We start from the raw sequence: 13,776 nt of genomic DNA on the forward strand, positions 1-13,776 counted from the left end.
CTGCTTCGCAGCCGAACGCCGCCTCGCGGGCTCGGCAGCTGCTACAGATCGCATTACCGCTTAACTGACTGGCATTACCGGCAAGCCCTGTCCATCTGTTGCGCCCAATGTTCACGGGACCGACAGCCACTGGCCGATACGCGACAGTCAACGCCTGCACCCGACAGTCACCCGGGCGGTGCATTGCGCTACGTAAAAAACCTGAGGAAAATGCTCGAAAACCGCGTACCAGACGGATGCAGCAGGAGCGACTCGTTGACCATTTCCCCCGAACAGGCTGTGCATTTCGGCCCCTACCGGGTCTACCCCGAACAACGTCTGGTGATGGAGGCCGACCATCCCTTGCGCCTGGGCCGGCGCGCCATGGACATCCTGTTGATCCTGCTGGAACACGCCGGCAACGTGGTCAGCAAGCAACAACTGATCGCCCGGGTCTGGCCCAACAGCGTGGTCGAAGACATCAACCTGCGGGTACACATGGCGGCGTTGCGCAAGGCGCTCGGCGACGGTCAGGCGGGTCAGCGCTACATCATCACAGTGGCCCAGCGTGGGTACAGCTTCGTCGCACCGTACTCTCTGGAACAGGCCGGGCAACCGCCGGCACCGGCGGCCGCCACGCCGAGCCGGCATAACCTGCCGGTGCGCCACACGCGCATGATCGGCCGGCAGAACCTGGTTGATAGTCTGATGGTGCAACTGCCACGCCAGCGCTTCATCACGCTCGTCGGTCCCGGCGGCATCGGCAAGACCACCGTGGCTTTGCGGGTCGCCGAACTAATGATCGGTCACTACCGGGACGGCATTCGCCTGCTGGACCTGGCCCCGATCAATTGCCCGCTGATGATCGACGGCTATCTGGCGACGTTGCTCGAACTGGTCCTGCACAATGACGCCCCCCTAAGCGGGCTGGCGGACTCTCTTCGCGACCGGCACATGCTGCTGGTCATCGACAATTGCGAGCACCTGGTCGACGCCATTGCCCAGCTCAGCGAACAGATTCTGCGCAGTGCTCCGCTCGTGCATATCCTCGCCACCAGCCGCGAGAGCCTGCGAGCCGAAGGGGAATTCGTCCAGCGCCTGGAGTCGCTCGACTGCCCACCGCCCATCGCCGTCCTCGACCGCGCCCAGGCCATGACCTTTTCCGCCCTGCAACTGTTCGTCGAACGGGCCATGGCCAGCCACGACAGCTTTGAACTGACGGAAAGTGAGCTGCCGCTGCTGATAGAAATCTGTCACCGACTCGATGGCATCCCGCTGGCCATCGAACTGGCAGCGGCGCAAGTGGGCAACTTCGGGTTGCACGGCTTGCTGACGCAGTTGCAAAGCAGCTTCCGGGTGCTGACTCACCCCGGTCAGGCGCCCCTGGCACGCCATCAGACCCTGCGCGCGACACTGGACTGGAGCTTCGAACTGCTCAACGCCTGCGAAAAGACCTGCCTGCGCCGACTCAGTGTGTTTCGCGGCAGCTTCACCCTGGAGTCGGCAGCGGCGGTGATTGTCGGCGAACACATCGAACCTCGCGAAGTATTCGGCTCGATCACCCAACTGGTCGCCAAGTCCTTGTTAAACGTCGAGGTGGGCGACGAGGATGTTTACTATCGCCTGCTCGACACCACCCGCCGTTACGCTCTGGAAAAACTCGCGCAATCCACCGACCTGCCCGGCACGCGGGAACGGCATGCCGAGCGCTGCCTGGCCCTGATGCAACAGGCGCAGGACGACTGGGAGAAGACCCCGACCAGCCTGTGGCTCGAGCGCTATGGCCGGGTCCTGGAGGACATCCGCGCGGCCCTCGACTGGGGTTTGCACGCTCAAGGGCCGCAGGCACTGGCGATCCGCCTGGCCGCGACGTCCACCCCCTTGTGGCAGGAGCTGTCACTGCTCAAGGAACACGGCGGTTATGTGCGCAAGGCGTTGGCCTTGCTCGACCAGTCACCCGAGCCTTGCCCGCGTTTGCAAATGGCCCTCAAGCTGGCCCTGGGCAGCGCCTGTTATCACGTGCAGGGCGGTACCGCCGAAGCTGTTGGAGCCTTTGTCAGCGCTAGAGCCCTGGCCCGACAGTGCAACGATGTAGCCGGTCAATTGCGGGCGATTTCCGGGCACCTGGCAGTCAACCTCAGCTGCGGTCATTATCAAATGGCCCTGGAACAGAGTCGGCAGTTCGATCAACTGGGGCTGCATGACGACGCCCTGATGTCCCTGAGCATGCACCGATTGCGGGTGCTGGCCCTGCATTTTTCCGGCGATCAGTTACAGGCTCGGGAAGATGCCGAGCAAGTGCTGCAACGCATGGCCCACAGCGGTTACCTCAACCGTTTCACTCACGGCTTTGGCGTGCAATACGACCAGAGCGTCGCGGCACTGACCATTCAGGCGCGCATCCTCTGGTTGCAGGGCCAACCGGAACAAGCCTGGCGCACAGCCCGGCAGGCGCTGGATATCGCATTGCAGATCAACCACGGCACATCCATCTGCTACACCCTGGCGCTGTCCGGCTGCCTGATCGCTTACTACAACGGCGACACCCGCAGCGCCCGCGAACTCCTGCGGCTGCTGCTGGAACAGGCGCAGAAACACTCGGTTCAACTGTTCTATAACTGGGCGCAACACTACGCGCAGGTGATCGACGGCACCCAGGCCCCGCCCGCCAGGCAGCGAAGTGTCGGGTTGATCAAAGACATCATGGTCACGCTGGACTCGACCTGCGTCGATAGCGCCTTGCTCGAACGCGCAGAAAACGGTGCGTCAGGCTGGAGCACGGCGGAGATTCTGCGCGCCAGCGCCCAGACGCTGCTGGCAACGGATTGTCCGGTCAAAACCGCAGCGGCAGAAGCCGTTCTGCTCAAGGCACTCAACGTGGCCAGGACTCAGGGTGCGCTGGCCTGGGAATTGCGTAGCGCCACCTCGCTGGCGCAACTGTGGCAGCGACAGGGCCGCCACCAACAGGCGCATGAACTGTTGGCACCGATCTACCAACGCTTCACCGAAGGTTTTTCCACGCCTGACCTGTTGACGGTCCGCCGCTTACTCGGCGAGTTGCAATGCCACCTGCCGGCCTGAAGTCCAGCGTGTCTGACTGATGTAGCCGGCATAACGCATTTCAAGGGCGCGCAAATCACCACTGAGTTCGAGTTTTTCCAGTGCGTAGGTGCGAGTCGTGTTGAGGAAGCGGTAGCGGGTCACTTCCCTGCCCTGCTCCCGGGACAGTAGCGACTTGAGGGCCAGGCTTTCCAGCACCTTGACCAGGTCGGCGGCGGGCAGCCTGTCGCAGCAGATCACGCCGATCGCTGCGACCTGGGTAAAGGCCATCTTGAACACCGCCAGGCGCTGCAACACGGTTTGCTCCACGGCAGTCAAACGTTCGTAGCTCCAGTCCAGCGCAGCCTTGAGCGTCTGGTGCCGGGGCACGGCCGTGCGGCGGCCCTGGGACAGCAGCTGAAAACAGTTATCGAGTTGCGCTTGCAGCCCCACCAGCGCCAGCGCATCGATTTGCGCCGCCGCCAGTTCAATCGCCAGCGGCAGGCCATCGAGGCGCCGGCAGATTTCCCGTACGGTCTTGAGGTCTTGCTCGCGCAGGGTGAAGCCTTGCTGACGAGCCCGGGCACGGCTGACGAACAACTGCACCGCCGAATAGCCCATGACCTGGGCAACACTGCGCAGCGCTGACGCCGGCGGCACCTCCAGCGGTGGCAGACGCAATACGGTTTCGCCCGTCGCCTTGAGGGGCTCGCGGCTGGTGGCGAGGATCGACAACCGGGGTAGCGAAGCCAGTAGCGTTTCGATCAACGTCTGGCAGCGTTCGAACAGGTGTTCGCAATTGTCCAGGACCAACAAGGCATGCCGCTGCTCCAGCGCCTCCAGCGTGGTGCCGACCTCCAGCCCAAGGGTTCGTGTCAGGTGATCGGTCACTTGCGCCGGGTCATCGATCGGCGCCAGGTCCACCAGCCACACGCCGTGCCGATAGTGCTGCAACAACAGTTCCGCCACACGCAGCGCCACGGTGGTCTTGCCGATCCCGCAAGGCCCGACCAGGGTCATGAATCGCCGCACCGGCAGCTGCCGCACCAGGCTGCCGACAATCGCATCGCGCCCGGTGATCGGTGTGAGCCGCGACGGCAGGTTGTGCAGGGGCTTTTTTACGGCCTCGCCCGAAAACGCTACAGGCTGCGGCGAATGCTGTACCGGGGCGACAAAACTGTAGCCGCGCTGGGGAATGTTGACGATGTAGCACTGGCCGTTCTGGCCGTCCCCCAAGGCTCGGCGCAAGGCGGCAATGTGTACCCGCAGGTTGATCTCTTCGACCACCGAGCGCGGCCAGACTTGCGCAATCAACTCTTCCTTGCTGACCACCGAACCTGCGTGTTCGACCAGCACCTGCAACACATCAAGGGCGCGGCCGCCCAGGCGCAGCGGTCGATCGCCCTCCAGCACCAGTCGCTGACTGAGGTGCAGAGCGTAGGGTCCGAATTGCAGTACCGTTTCGCTGTTTATATCTCTGAGGCTATTCATGCGCTGTCACCCGCTGGAAGCCTGGCTCGGTACGTGAGTCCATCCCAGGCTCCGCACCTTCCTTGCAATGAGTTCACCGGTATCTTGGCAGGCCTCGGTGACGGTACAACTGCCACGGGGGGAGCGTCACGGCCATTGCGGTGCGCACGACGGACATGCGCTAGCTGAACTGCTCGCGGTATTGGGTCGGGGTCAGGCCAAGCTTTTCACTGAACAGAAAACGCATGTGCCGCACGCTGCCGAAGCCGCTTTTGAAGGCCACGGTCTTGAGCGGCAATTCGGTGGTCTCCAGCAGGTTCCTGGCGCAATCGATACGCGCGCTTTGCAAAAATTCCATCGGCGTCATGTTCACTTCCCGGGCGAACACCCTGGCGAAATGACGCGGACTCATGTTGGCCAGGCCGGCCATGCGCTCGATGCTCCAGGTTTCATCGAGATGTTCAAGCACATGGTTCTGCACCCGGGTTATCGCCGTTTCGTGAGGGGCCACCGCCGCCATCAACGGGCTGAACTGCGCCTGTCCGCCCTGGCGTTTCATCACTACCAGCAACACCTTGGCCACGTCCTGGGCGACTTTTTTGCCATGGTCCTGGGCCACCACCGACAAGGCCAGGTCGATCCCGGCAGTCACACCGCCGGAGGTGATCAGGTTGCGGTCCTGGACGAAGATCTGATCGGTCTCGACGGTCGCCTTCGGAAAGCCCTTGATCAGCCGCTCGGTATAGTGCCAGTGGGTGGTGACGCGATAGCCGTCGAGCAAGCCCGCATGCCCCAGCACGAACGCCCCGGTGCAGATCGAGCCATAAGCGGCGGACCGGCTGACGTTGTGCCTGAGCCAGGCGAGCAATGGCGGATGCCTTTCGTTGTAGGCACCGGGACCACCGGGCACCAACAGCAAATCAAAACCCTCGCAGGCCTGATCGATGTGCAGGTCGGCGTGCACGCTCACCCCGTTGGATGCCCGCAGTGCGCCGGGCTCGGTGCCGATGGTCGACAGCACATAGTGATCGTCGGGTTTCAGATACCGATTGGCGATGGAAAACACTTCCATGGGCCCGGCCATGTCGAGCAGGAGAAAGTCGGGAAACAGCACCATTGCCACGGTTTTCATGGATTGGAATTCACTGGATTAATAAGGTCGGTGCACCAAACCCTGTGGGAGCGGGCTTGCTCGCGAAGGCGGTGTGTCAGGCTACATGATGGTGAATGACACACCGCTTTCGCGAGCAAGCCCGCTCCCACAGGATTCTTGCCGTGCATTATGGCCAAGTACGACGTAGAGGTTGGAAAATAATAGCTGATTCGCCTTCATAAACTGTCAACTTGATAGAGACAGTCTTTAAATTTTCATCTACTTATTGCATCAACCAGTAACCATTAACCTTCTCCTCACTCGGACGAATTCACGTCCCCACAGGAGATTTCATCATGCTGACTCTTCGCAAAGCCTCGGATCGTGGCCTGGCCAATCACGGCTGGTTGAAGTCCTTCCATACCTTTTCCTTCGCCAACTATCGCAACCCGAAAGAGCAGGGATTTTCCGACCTGTTGGTGATCAACGACGACCGTGTCGCCGCCGGCAAAGGCTTTGGCCAGCACCCACACCGCGACATGGAGATTTTCTCCTATGTGCTTGAAGGTGCCCTGGAACACAAGGACACCCTGGGCACCGGTTCGGTGATCCGCCCCGGCGACGTGCAACTGATGAGCGCAGGCAGCGGCGTGGCCCACAGTGAGTTCAACCACTCGAGCACCCGGGCGGTGCACTTTCTGCAGATCTGGATCGTGCCAGACGTCAGCGGCGCCAAACCGCGTTATCAGCAAGAACATTTCAGCACCCAGAAGAAACGCGGGCGCCTGCAACTGATCATCTCGCCGGACGGTGCCAAGGGTTCGCTGAAGGTGCGCCAGGATGCGCGGGTCTATGCCGGCCTGATCGACGGCAAGGAAAGCGCCACCCTGGAGCTCGACGCCAACCGTTACGCCTATGTGCACGTGGCCCGGGGCAGTGTCGAACTCAACGGTGTGTTGTTGCAGGAAGGCGACGGTGTGCGGGTTCGTGATGAACAGGCGCTGACCTTGAGCAACGGCGTGGATGCTGAAGTGTTGGTCTTCGACCTGCGCCCACAGGAACTGCCGGAAATGCCATAACGCCCCTCTGTGGGAGCGGGCTTGCTCGCGAAGGCGGAGTGTCAGCCAACAGAGATGTTGAATGATCAACCGCATTCGTCGGAACGCCGCCCGGAGCAAGCCCGCTCCCACAGGGCCCACGAGCGCCCGGGCTTTACTCGCCGGTCCCGGCGAACCCCGCGACAATCTCATCGATCACCGCCCGCACCCTGGCCGTATGCCGCAGGTCCGCATGGGTCACCAGCCAGATGTCATAGGGCATTGGCCGCGAGCGCTCCGGCCACAACCTGACCAGCCCCTCCTTCTCCCCGATGTACACCGGTATCTCTCCGACCCCGATCCCCGCCGCAATCGACCGACGCACCAGCAGGCTGGAACTGAGGCTCGCGACAATCCGCCCGCGCGCCACCGGTTCCGAGACCAGCGTCAGGTCTTTGTTGCCCTGCAAGTACGGCTGATACACCACCAGGTCATGCCCGGCGAACGCCGAGCCCGGCTCCGGCACGCCGTGGGCATCGACATAGGCTTGCGAGGCAAACAACCCCACCGGCCAGCGGGCGATCCGCCGGGCGATCAGGTCAGGGTTTTCCGGCCGGGTGTTGCGTACGGCGATATCCGCTTCGCGTTTTGCCAGGCTGAGGATCTGCGTGGTGGCGTCCAGTTGCACACGTACATCCGGGTGTTGCCGATGCAGACGGGCAATCGCCGGGATCAGGAAATCAATCGCCAGTGAGTCGGTGGTACTGACGCGAACCGTGCCGGTCAAGCGATCGTCCAGGCCCTGGATCTGGCGTTCCAGCTCCAGCGCCGAATGCTCCATTTTCTCCACGGCCTTGAGTGCCGCTTCGCCGACAGCCGTGAGCGCATAACCTTCGGAAGTGCGCAGGAACAAGGTCGCACTCAAAGACTTTTCCAGCGCCGTGATACGCCGGCCGACCGTGGCCTGGTCGACCCCCAATACCCGCGCCGCCCCGCGCAACGTGGATTCGCGGCAAACCGCGAGAAATACCCGGGCGTCATCCCAATTCATAACGCGCTCCTGATGATGCAATTACGCATCAGCATAGCGCGCAATCGCTGCATTAATGCTTCGAAAAACCTCGATATGCTGAAAACCTGAGTGACCTTACAGGACAATACCCATGCACAGTTCATCGCCCTCCCTTACCCCGGCGCCCGGTGCGATCTGGCTGCCGATCTTCGCCGGCCTCTGCGCCAGCCTGGTCAGCATCGGCCTGGCGCGCTTCGCCTACACGCCCCTGATTCCCTCGCTGATCCAGGCCCACTGGTTTTGCGCCAGTGACGTGGTGTACCTCGGCGCCGCGAATCTGGTGGGTTACCTGATCGGCGCACTGATCGGCCATCCACTGGCACGCCGGACCTCGAACAGGACCGCCTTGCGCCTGATGATGCTGGCGGTGACCCTGGCGTTCTTCGCCTGTGGTTTTCCGTTGTCGGTGAGCTGGTTCTTCGGCTGGCGCTTGCTGTCGGGGATTGCCGGCGGCGCGATCATGGTGCTGGTGGCGGCCACTGTATTGCCCCAGGTCCCGGCGGCCCGCAAAGGCCTGGCCAGCGGCGCGATATTCCTGGGTATCGGCCTGGGCATCGCCGGGTCGGGGACGATCGTGCCGCCGCTGCTGAGCCTCGGCTTGCAGCAAACCTGGTTCGGCCTGGGCTTGCTGGCCCTGATCCTCACCGCTGCCAGTTGGTTTGGCTGGCCGACCACTACGCACCCGGCCGCCGCGGCGCCGTCGAATACATCGTCGCCGTCGCCGACCGACCCGAATGTTTACCTGCTGTTCGCCCAATACGCGTTCATGGCGGCCGGGCTGGTGCCGGCCATGGTGTTCCTGGTGGATTACGTCGCTCGCGGGCTCAATGCCGGGGCACATGTCGGCGCGCTGATCTGGGTGATGTATGGCCTGGGCGCGATTGTCGGGCCGGTGAGCTACGGTTTCCTGGCCGACCAACTGGGCGCGAAAACGGGGATCCGCATCGTGTTGGTGATACAGGCGTTGGCGGTTGGCCTTTTATCGATCAGCAGTTCGTTTGCGCCGCTGGCCTTACTGGCGGTGATCCTCGGCTCCTTCCCGCCAGGCATCGTGCCGCTGGCGTTGGCGCGGGTGCATGAACTGATCCCCGGGCATCATCAGCAACAAATTGCCTGGAGCCGCGCCACCGTGTCGTTCGCTACTTTCCAGGCGCTCTCGGGGTTCGCTTACTCGGCGCTGTTCAACGCCAGTGGCGGCCATCATGCCTTGATGTTCGTGATTGCCGCTGGCGCCATCGTTGTAGCGCTGTTGTTGGAACTGGGCAGCCGACTGTTCAGTCGTTCGACCGAATCCTTGACGCTCAATACAGGTGTATGAAATGACACCCCCAGATCATGGCGCTGATCGAAATCTCCGAACCCGGTAGCCATGAAGCCCTGCTACCGGACCGACGATGGCTCAGGGCTCGCAGGGTTCCTGAAGGGTGGCGACCTCTGCGCCCTGCTCCCCCTGATAGCGGGCCCGATAGCGCCCAGGGCTTTCCCCGGTCCACTTCTTGAACGCCCGATGGAAGGCGCTGGGTTCCTGGAAACCCAGTTGCTCGGCGATATCGCTGATGCTCGCTTCGCTCTGACGCAGTTGCTCAAAGGCCACGCCACGGCGTACTTCGTCCTTGATCTCCTGATAGGAACAGCCTTCACGCTCCAGTTTACGGCGGAAGGTACTGGGGCTCAGGTGCTGTTCCAGGGCGAAGGCCTGCAACGTCGGCCACTCACTGTAATGGCTGCCGCGCAAGCGCTGGTGAACCTGGGATGCCAGGCCATGCTGGTTACGGAAGCGGATCACCAGCCATTGCGGCGCCGTACGCAGGAACACCTTCAACGAAGCCAGGTCCTGAGCCACGGGCAGGCGCAAGTAGTGGCTGGCAAATTCGATTTCGGTGCGCTCGGCACCAAAGGTCAGGTTGGGGCCCCAGAGCAGGCGGTCGTCACCCAGCGACAGGCGCGAATGGCGGAAGTCCGCGCGGTCAATGGGAATGCGCCGCCCGCCCAGCCAGCACAGCAGACTGATCATCAACACCAGGAAGGTTTCTTCACCAAACCGACTGGCATCGTTGTCCGTCGAACGGGTTTCCAGGCTAATGACCGCACGCTTGCCACGCACGGCCAGCGAGCCGCGAAAGTCGCGCAGGAACAAGCCGAAGTTGGCCAGGCACTGACGCATGGCCTTATGCAGATCGGGCTCCTGAATCAGGGCGCGGCAAATCAGGGCGAAACTGCCCGGCGGCATGCCATGGGAGTCGAGCCCGAAAAATTCATCGTCGAGTTCGCGGATCTGAATCAGCCACAACGCTGCAAACGCGTTGGCCGGCACCCGCGCCGTGGGTTGGTGCATGACCGCCGGATCAATGCCCGCCTGTTCGAGCACGGCCGTCACGCGCTGCGGATCACCCCTCAGCCCATGGATCATTGCCTGCACGAAATAGGCGGCAACCGAGTCCTTTTCCCGCATTGGTTCGCTTCTCTCTCATCGCTCGAATGGCAAAAAACATCAGTGCCGTTGAACAGTTTTGGCATAGGACAACCGCCCTGCCGGCTCTAGACTCGCGGCAATAGTACGCCTTCGGCTGCAATCGCGGCCAAGGTATCGCAGGGTTTGATCGAAGGATGGGAAGATGAATCTGCAAAACATCGGGGTGATCGGTGCGGGCACCATGGGCAACGGCATCGCACAAGTCTGTGCCATGGCCGGTTTCAACGTGACCTTGCTCGACATTTCCGAAAGCGCTTTGCAAAAAGCCGTCGCAACGGTCGGTAAAAACCTGGACCGGCAGATCGCCAGGCAAACCCTGACGCCAGAGCAGAAACAGGCCACCCTCGACAACATCCGCACCAGCACCGATTACAGTGTCCTGGGTGACGCGCAACTGGTCATTGAAGCGGCCACTGAAAATCTCGACCTGAAACTGCGAGTGCTGCAACAGATCGCCGCGCAGGTCAGCAACGAATGCGTCATTGCCTCCAATACCTCGTCGCTGTCGATCACCCAACTCGCCGCCAGTGTCAGCCAGCCTGAACGCTTCATCGGCCTGCATTTCTTCAACCCGGTGCCGGTGATGGGCCTGATCGAAGTCATCCGCGGCCTGCAAACCAGTGACGCGACCCACCAACTGGCGCTGGACATGGCGACCACCCTCGGCAAAACCGCGATTACCGCGGGTAACCGTCCTGGGTTCGTGGTCAACCGGATCCTGGTGCCGATGATCAACGAAGCGATCCTGGTGTTCCAGGAAGGCCTGGCCAGCGCCGAGGACATCGACGCCGGCATGCGCCTGGGCTGCAATCAGCCTATCGGCCCGTTGGCCCTGGCAGACCTGATAGGCCTGGATACCCTGCTTTCGATCCTCGAAGCCTTCTATGACGGTTTCAACGACAGTAAATATCGCCCGGCGCCGTTGCTCAAGGAAATGGTTGCTGCCGGGTACCTGGGACGCAAAACGGGGCGCGGCTTCCATGCCTATGCCTGAGCGTTGCTCGCGCTTTGCCGAGTACCGGGACAAGGTCCTGGAGCTGTTTGCCTGCAAGGGGTTCGGCCAGGTCGGCATGCGCGAGCTCGCGACGTGCCTGGGGCTCTCCCCAGGCTCGCTGTATCACCATTACCCCAGCAAACAACATCTGCTGCTCGATCTGATCGAGGAGTTCTACGAGGAGCTGCTGGCCACCCTGGGACGTATCGAGCAAAAAGCCCCGGGCAAGCGCGACAAACTCAACGGCCTGATCCGCGCCCATCTGAACCTGCATCGAGAGATGCCCTGGCATTTTCGCCTGGTGGAGCGCGACAGCGGTTGCCTGAACGAAGAGCAACAGGCTCGGGTCCGGCAATTGCGCGAGCAATACGAACGCACGCTGCTGAGGATGCTCGGGGCGAAGTCCCGTTTCAGCGAGCAAGGCCTGCTGGCCGCCGGGCATGCCATTGGCGCCCTGCTCAACAGCGCTCCCAGTTGGCTGACGCCACATGTGCTGGACGAGCAGGAGCGTGATGAGCTGCTGGAGAGTATGGTCAGCGGCGCCATCGAACGTGTGCTGGCGCCACGGCGTGTGCCGGAGGCGATAAGCCTCGCGCGTCCTATCGAAAAAACATCTAAAGAAACACAAGCTTCGACAAAGATTTAGCGCTTTGCTTGTCGGCTCGACACAATCGGAATTCGCCGAAAAAACCGGCGTCCAAATCGATGTATGTACTCGAGCACCTGGAGCAGACCATGAAAATCAATCCCTACCTTATCTTCAACGGTGACTGCAAAGCGGCCTTCACGTTCTACGCGCAGTGCCTGCTAGGCCAGATCGAAGCCATGTTGACCTTCGGCGAAACGCCAGCCGGTGAGCATTTCCCCAAGGATCTGCACAACCTGATCATCCATACCCGCCTGATCGTGGGCGATCAGGCGATCATGGGGTCGGACACCACACCGGATCGCCCCGTGGATAAAATGAGCGCCTGTTCGATTTCACTCAACGTCGACAGCATTGCCGAGGCCGAACGGGTCTTCAATGCACTGGCGGGCGGTGGCACTGTGCAGATGCCACTGGAGACCACGTTCTGGGCGGCGCGCTTCGGCATGCTCGTCGACCGTTTTGGTGTGTCGTGGATGGTCAACTGCGAAAAGGATCAGTGAGAGACCCTGGTCGATCGATAGTCTTCAATGCACAAAAAAGCCCAACCTGAAAAGGTTGGGCATTCTGGCAACTCCCGACCTGTCTGCTACCGTCAACTAGCCACATGGATAGCAGCGAACCAGAGGAGAGACCCCACAATGCCGGCCCACGTCCTGTCCTGGTCCCCCCGTTTCAAATGCTTGCTACTGGCAGGTGGACTGATCACCAGCCTGCTGGCTCTCAATGGCTGCGCCACTGTCGATGCACAGACCACCGCCTATGTCGGCGTAGAACATCCGGCACCGACATCGCCGGACCAGGTTGTCGTGCTGCGTTCTGAGCCTCTGCGTCCGCATGTGCGCCTGGGTGAAGTGTTGATCGATGCCAGCATCGACCCTGCCCCTCCGATTACCGAAGTCGAACAGAAGCTGCGGGTAGAATCCGCAAAACTCGGTGGCAACGCCGTGGTGGTCGTCTATGACCACATTCAAGCAGTGGGTGCCTATGCCAGCGGGCCGCTGTGGGCCCGCGACGTGACGACCATCGAGGGACGTAAACTCAAGGGCATCGTGATCAAGTACCAGTAGATATCTCCCCCCCCCCCCACGGAAGACAGCGTCAACGGAGGTTGAATTTGAATGACGTGGTGATCGCCCTCATCGTTTTCGGCTGCCTGTCCGCCAGCGCACTATTGGGCTCGTACGTAAGGGAGCGATTACCGAGCCATCACCTGAGCGACGACTCCGTGACCGTGGTGAAACTGGCCACCGGCCTCATCGCTACGATGTCGGCGCTGGTCCTCGGCCTGCTCGTTTCCTCTGCCAAAGGCACATTCGATGCGGCCAATACCGAGCTGGAGGGCGCGGCGGCGAAAGTGGTTCAGTTCGACCGTTTGCTCGCCCGCTACGGCACCGATACCCAAGGCATCCGCACCGAGCTCAAGCACAACTACGCCGAAGTCACAAAAGTACTCGTCTCTCGCGATCGCCGTCAGATTGCAACACTCGATAGTCCCGAAGCCATCCATCGTTCTGAAAGTCTGCAGCGCCAGGTCGAATCACTGTCGCCGGGCAACGATGATCAGCGCTCACTCAAGGCTGAGGCATTACAAGACATGGACACGGTTTTTGCCACCCGCTGGCTGATCCTGCTGCAATCCAATCAATCGATCCCGCCGGTGATGCTGGTGATCCTGGTGACGTGGCTAGGGATTATCTTCGGCTCGTTCGGCCTGTTTGCACCATGCAACGGCACCATTGTCGCCGTACTGCTGATGTGTGCCCTGTCGACAGGGGCAACCATCTTGCTGGTAGAGGAACTCAATCGTCCGCTTGATGGTTTTATCTGTGTGTCGCTGGAACCCTTGGAGCACACGCTGGAACGGTTGGGGATGTAATTTCGCTTTCCCGCGGACAAAAACAAAACCCCTACCTGCATACGCAGATAGGGGTTTCGGAATTTAATCTTGACGATGACCTACTCTCACATGG

General features: G+C 61.5%; 12 protein-coding genes. 8 read left to right on the forward strand and 4 right to left on the reverse strand.

The features are described from left to right. The first annotated feature begins 255 nt into the window (after nucleotides 1-255). Complete coding sequence (locus tag AC07W4_RS27390; RefSeq protein WP_495034667.1) at nucleotides 256-3,060, forward strand: ATP-binding protein; 2,805 nt, start codon at nucleotides 256-258, stop codon at nucleotides 3,058-3,060. On the opposite strand, the gene AC07W4_RS27395 is transcribed toward AC07W4_RS27390, so the two are convergent. After that, nucleotides 3,025-4,509, reverse strand: coding sequence for an ATP-binding protein (locus AC07W4_RS27395; protein WP_495034668.1), 1,485 nt, complete (start codon nucleotides 4,507-4,509; stop codon nucleotides 3,025-3,027). The genes AC07W4_RS27390 and AC07W4_RS27395 overlap by 36 nt on opposite strands. A gap of 160 nt (nucleotides 4,510-4,669) precedes the next feature. Further along, nucleotides 4,670-5,620, reverse strand: a complete 951-nt coding sequence (locus tag AC07W4_RS27400; RefSeq protein WP_495034669.1) for a GlxA family transcriptional regulator — start codon at nucleotides 5,618-5,620, stop codon at nucleotides 4,670-4,672. 317 nt (nucleotides 5,621-5,937) lie between these two features. Here AC07W4_RS27400 and AC07W4_RS27405 point away from each other — a divergent pair, with 317 nt between their 5' ends. After that, entirely contained in the window at nucleotides 5,938-6,660 is a 723-nt protein-coding gene (locus AC07W4_RS27405) for a pirin family protein (protein ID WP_495034670.1), read from the forward strand. 133 nt (nucleotides 6,661-6,793) lie between these two features. Here AC07W4_RS27405 and AC07W4_RS27410 read toward each other — a convergent pair whose 3' ends face one another. Next, nucleotides 6,794-7,669 carry a LysR family transcriptional regulator gene (locus AC07W4_RS27410; RefSeq protein WP_056723452.1) on the reverse strand — a complete coding sequence of 292 codons (876 nt, stop codon included), beginning with the start codon at nucleotides 7,667-7,669 and terminating at the stop codon, nucleotides 6,794-6,796. Nucleotides 7,670-7,781: 112 nt separating this feature from the next. Between AC07W4_RS27410 and AC07W4_RS27415 the strand changes: the two genes are divergently transcribed. Continuing rightward, nucleotides 7,782-9,008, forward strand: a complete 1,227-nt coding sequence (locus tag AC07W4_RS27415) for a YbfB/YjiJ family MFS transporter (RefSeq protein WP_495034671.1) — start codon at nucleotides 7,782-7,784, stop codon at nucleotides 9,006-9,008. Nucleotides 9,009-9,089: 81 nt separating this feature from the next. On the opposite strand, the gene AC07W4_RS27420 is transcribed toward AC07W4_RS27415, so the two are convergent. Then, the gene (locus AC07W4_RS27420; protein ID WP_495034672.1) at nucleotides 9,090-10,142 is read right to left on the reverse strand and encodes an AraC family transcriptional regulator; all 1,053 of its coding nucleotides are present in this window, start codon (nucleotides 10,140-10,142) and stop codon (nucleotides 9,090-9,092) included. A gap of 163 nt (nucleotides 10,143-10,305) precedes the next feature. Between AC07W4_RS27420 and AC07W4_RS27425 the strand changes: the two genes are divergently transcribed. From AC07W4_RS27425 to AC07W4_RS27445, 5 genes are all read left to right on the forward strand, one after another. After that, nucleotides 10,306-11,157 (forward strand): 3-hydroxybutyryl-CoA dehydrogenase, encoded by an 852-nt coding sequence (locus AC07W4_RS27425; RefSeq protein ID WP_008046933.1) that lies wholly within the window; start codon nucleotides 10,306-10,308, stop codon nucleotides 11,155-11,157. Further along, nucleotides 11,144-11,803, forward strand: coding sequence for a TetR/AcrR family transcriptional regulator (locus AC07W4_RS27430; protein ID WP_495034673.1), 660 nt, complete (start codon nucleotides 11,144-11,146; stop codon nucleotides 11,801-11,803). The genes AC07W4_RS27425 and AC07W4_RS27430 overlap by 14 nt, the downstream gene beginning before the upstream one ends. Nucleotides 11,804-11,892: 89 nt before the next feature. Beyond that, nucleotides 11,893-12,306: a VOC family protein gene (locus AC07W4_RS27435; RefSeq protein WP_495034674.1), complete on the forward strand. Its 414-nt coding sequence runs from the start codon at nucleotides 11,893-11,895 to the stop codon at nucleotides 12,304-12,306. A 138-nt stretch (nucleotides 12,307-12,444) separates the two neighbouring features. Further along, nucleotides 12,445-12,873, forward strand: a complete 429-nt coding sequence (locus AC07W4_RS27440; protein WP_495034675.1) for a hypothetical protein — start codon at nucleotides 12,445-12,447, stop codon at nucleotides 12,871-12,873. A gap of 56 nt (nucleotides 12,874-12,929) precedes the next feature. Beyond that, a complete protein-coding gene (locus AC07W4_RS27445; protein WP_238538759.1) occupies nucleotides 12,930-13,682 on the forward strand; it encodes a bestrophin-like domain in 753 nt (250 codons plus the stop codon). Nucleotides 13,683-13,776: the final 94 nt, after the last annotated feature.

The sequence above is a fragment of the Pseudomonas sp. GW821-FHT02A08 genome (genome assembly GCF_059422045.1).

What these genes read in the sequence shown, in the direction of transcription:
- AC07W4_RS27395 (WP_495034668.1), bottom strand. Translation starts at nt 4,509, where the DNA reads ATGAATAGCCTCAGAGATATAAACAGCGAAACGGTACTGCAATTCGGA.
- AC07W4_RS27400 (WP_495034669.1), bottom strand. Translation starts at nt 5,620, where the DNA reads ATGAAAACCGTGGCAATGGTGCTGTTTCCCGACTTTCTCCTGCTCGAC.
- AC07W4_RS27405 (WP_495034670.1), top strand. Translation starts at nt 5,938, where the DNA reads ATGCTGACTCTTCGCAAAGCCTCGGATCGTGGCCTGGCCAATCACGGC.
- AC07W4_RS27410 (WP_056723452.1), bottom strand. Translation starts at nt 7,669, where the DNA reads ATGAATTGGGATGACGCCCGGGTATTTCTCGCGGTTTGCCGCGAATCC.
- AC07W4_RS27415 (WP_495034671.1), top strand. Translation starts at nt 7,782, where the DNA reads ATGCACAGTTCATCGCCCTCCCTTACCCCGGCGCCCGGTGCGATCTGG.
- AC07W4_RS27420 (WP_495034672.1), bottom strand. Translation starts at nt 10,142, where the DNA reads ATGCGGGAAAAGGACTCGGTTGCCGCCTATTTCGTGCAGGCAATGATC.
- AC07W4_RS27425 (WP_008046933.1), top strand. Translation starts at nt 10,306, where the DNA reads ATGAATCTGCAAAACATCGGGGTGATCGGTGCGGGCACCATGGGCAAC.
- AC07W4_RS27430 (WP_495034673.1), top strand. Translation starts at nt 11,144, where the DNA reads ATGCCTATGCCTGAGCGTTGCTCGCGCTTTGCCGAGTACCGGGACAAG.
- AC07W4_RS27435 (WP_495034674.1), top strand. Translation starts at nt 11,893, where the DNA reads ATGAAAATCAATCCCTACCTTATCTTCAACGGTGACTGCAAAGCGGCC.
- AC07W4_RS27440 (WP_495034675.1), top strand. Translation starts at nt 12,445, where the DNA reads ATGCCGGCCCACGTCCTGTCCTGGTCCCCCCGTTTCAAATGCTTGCTA.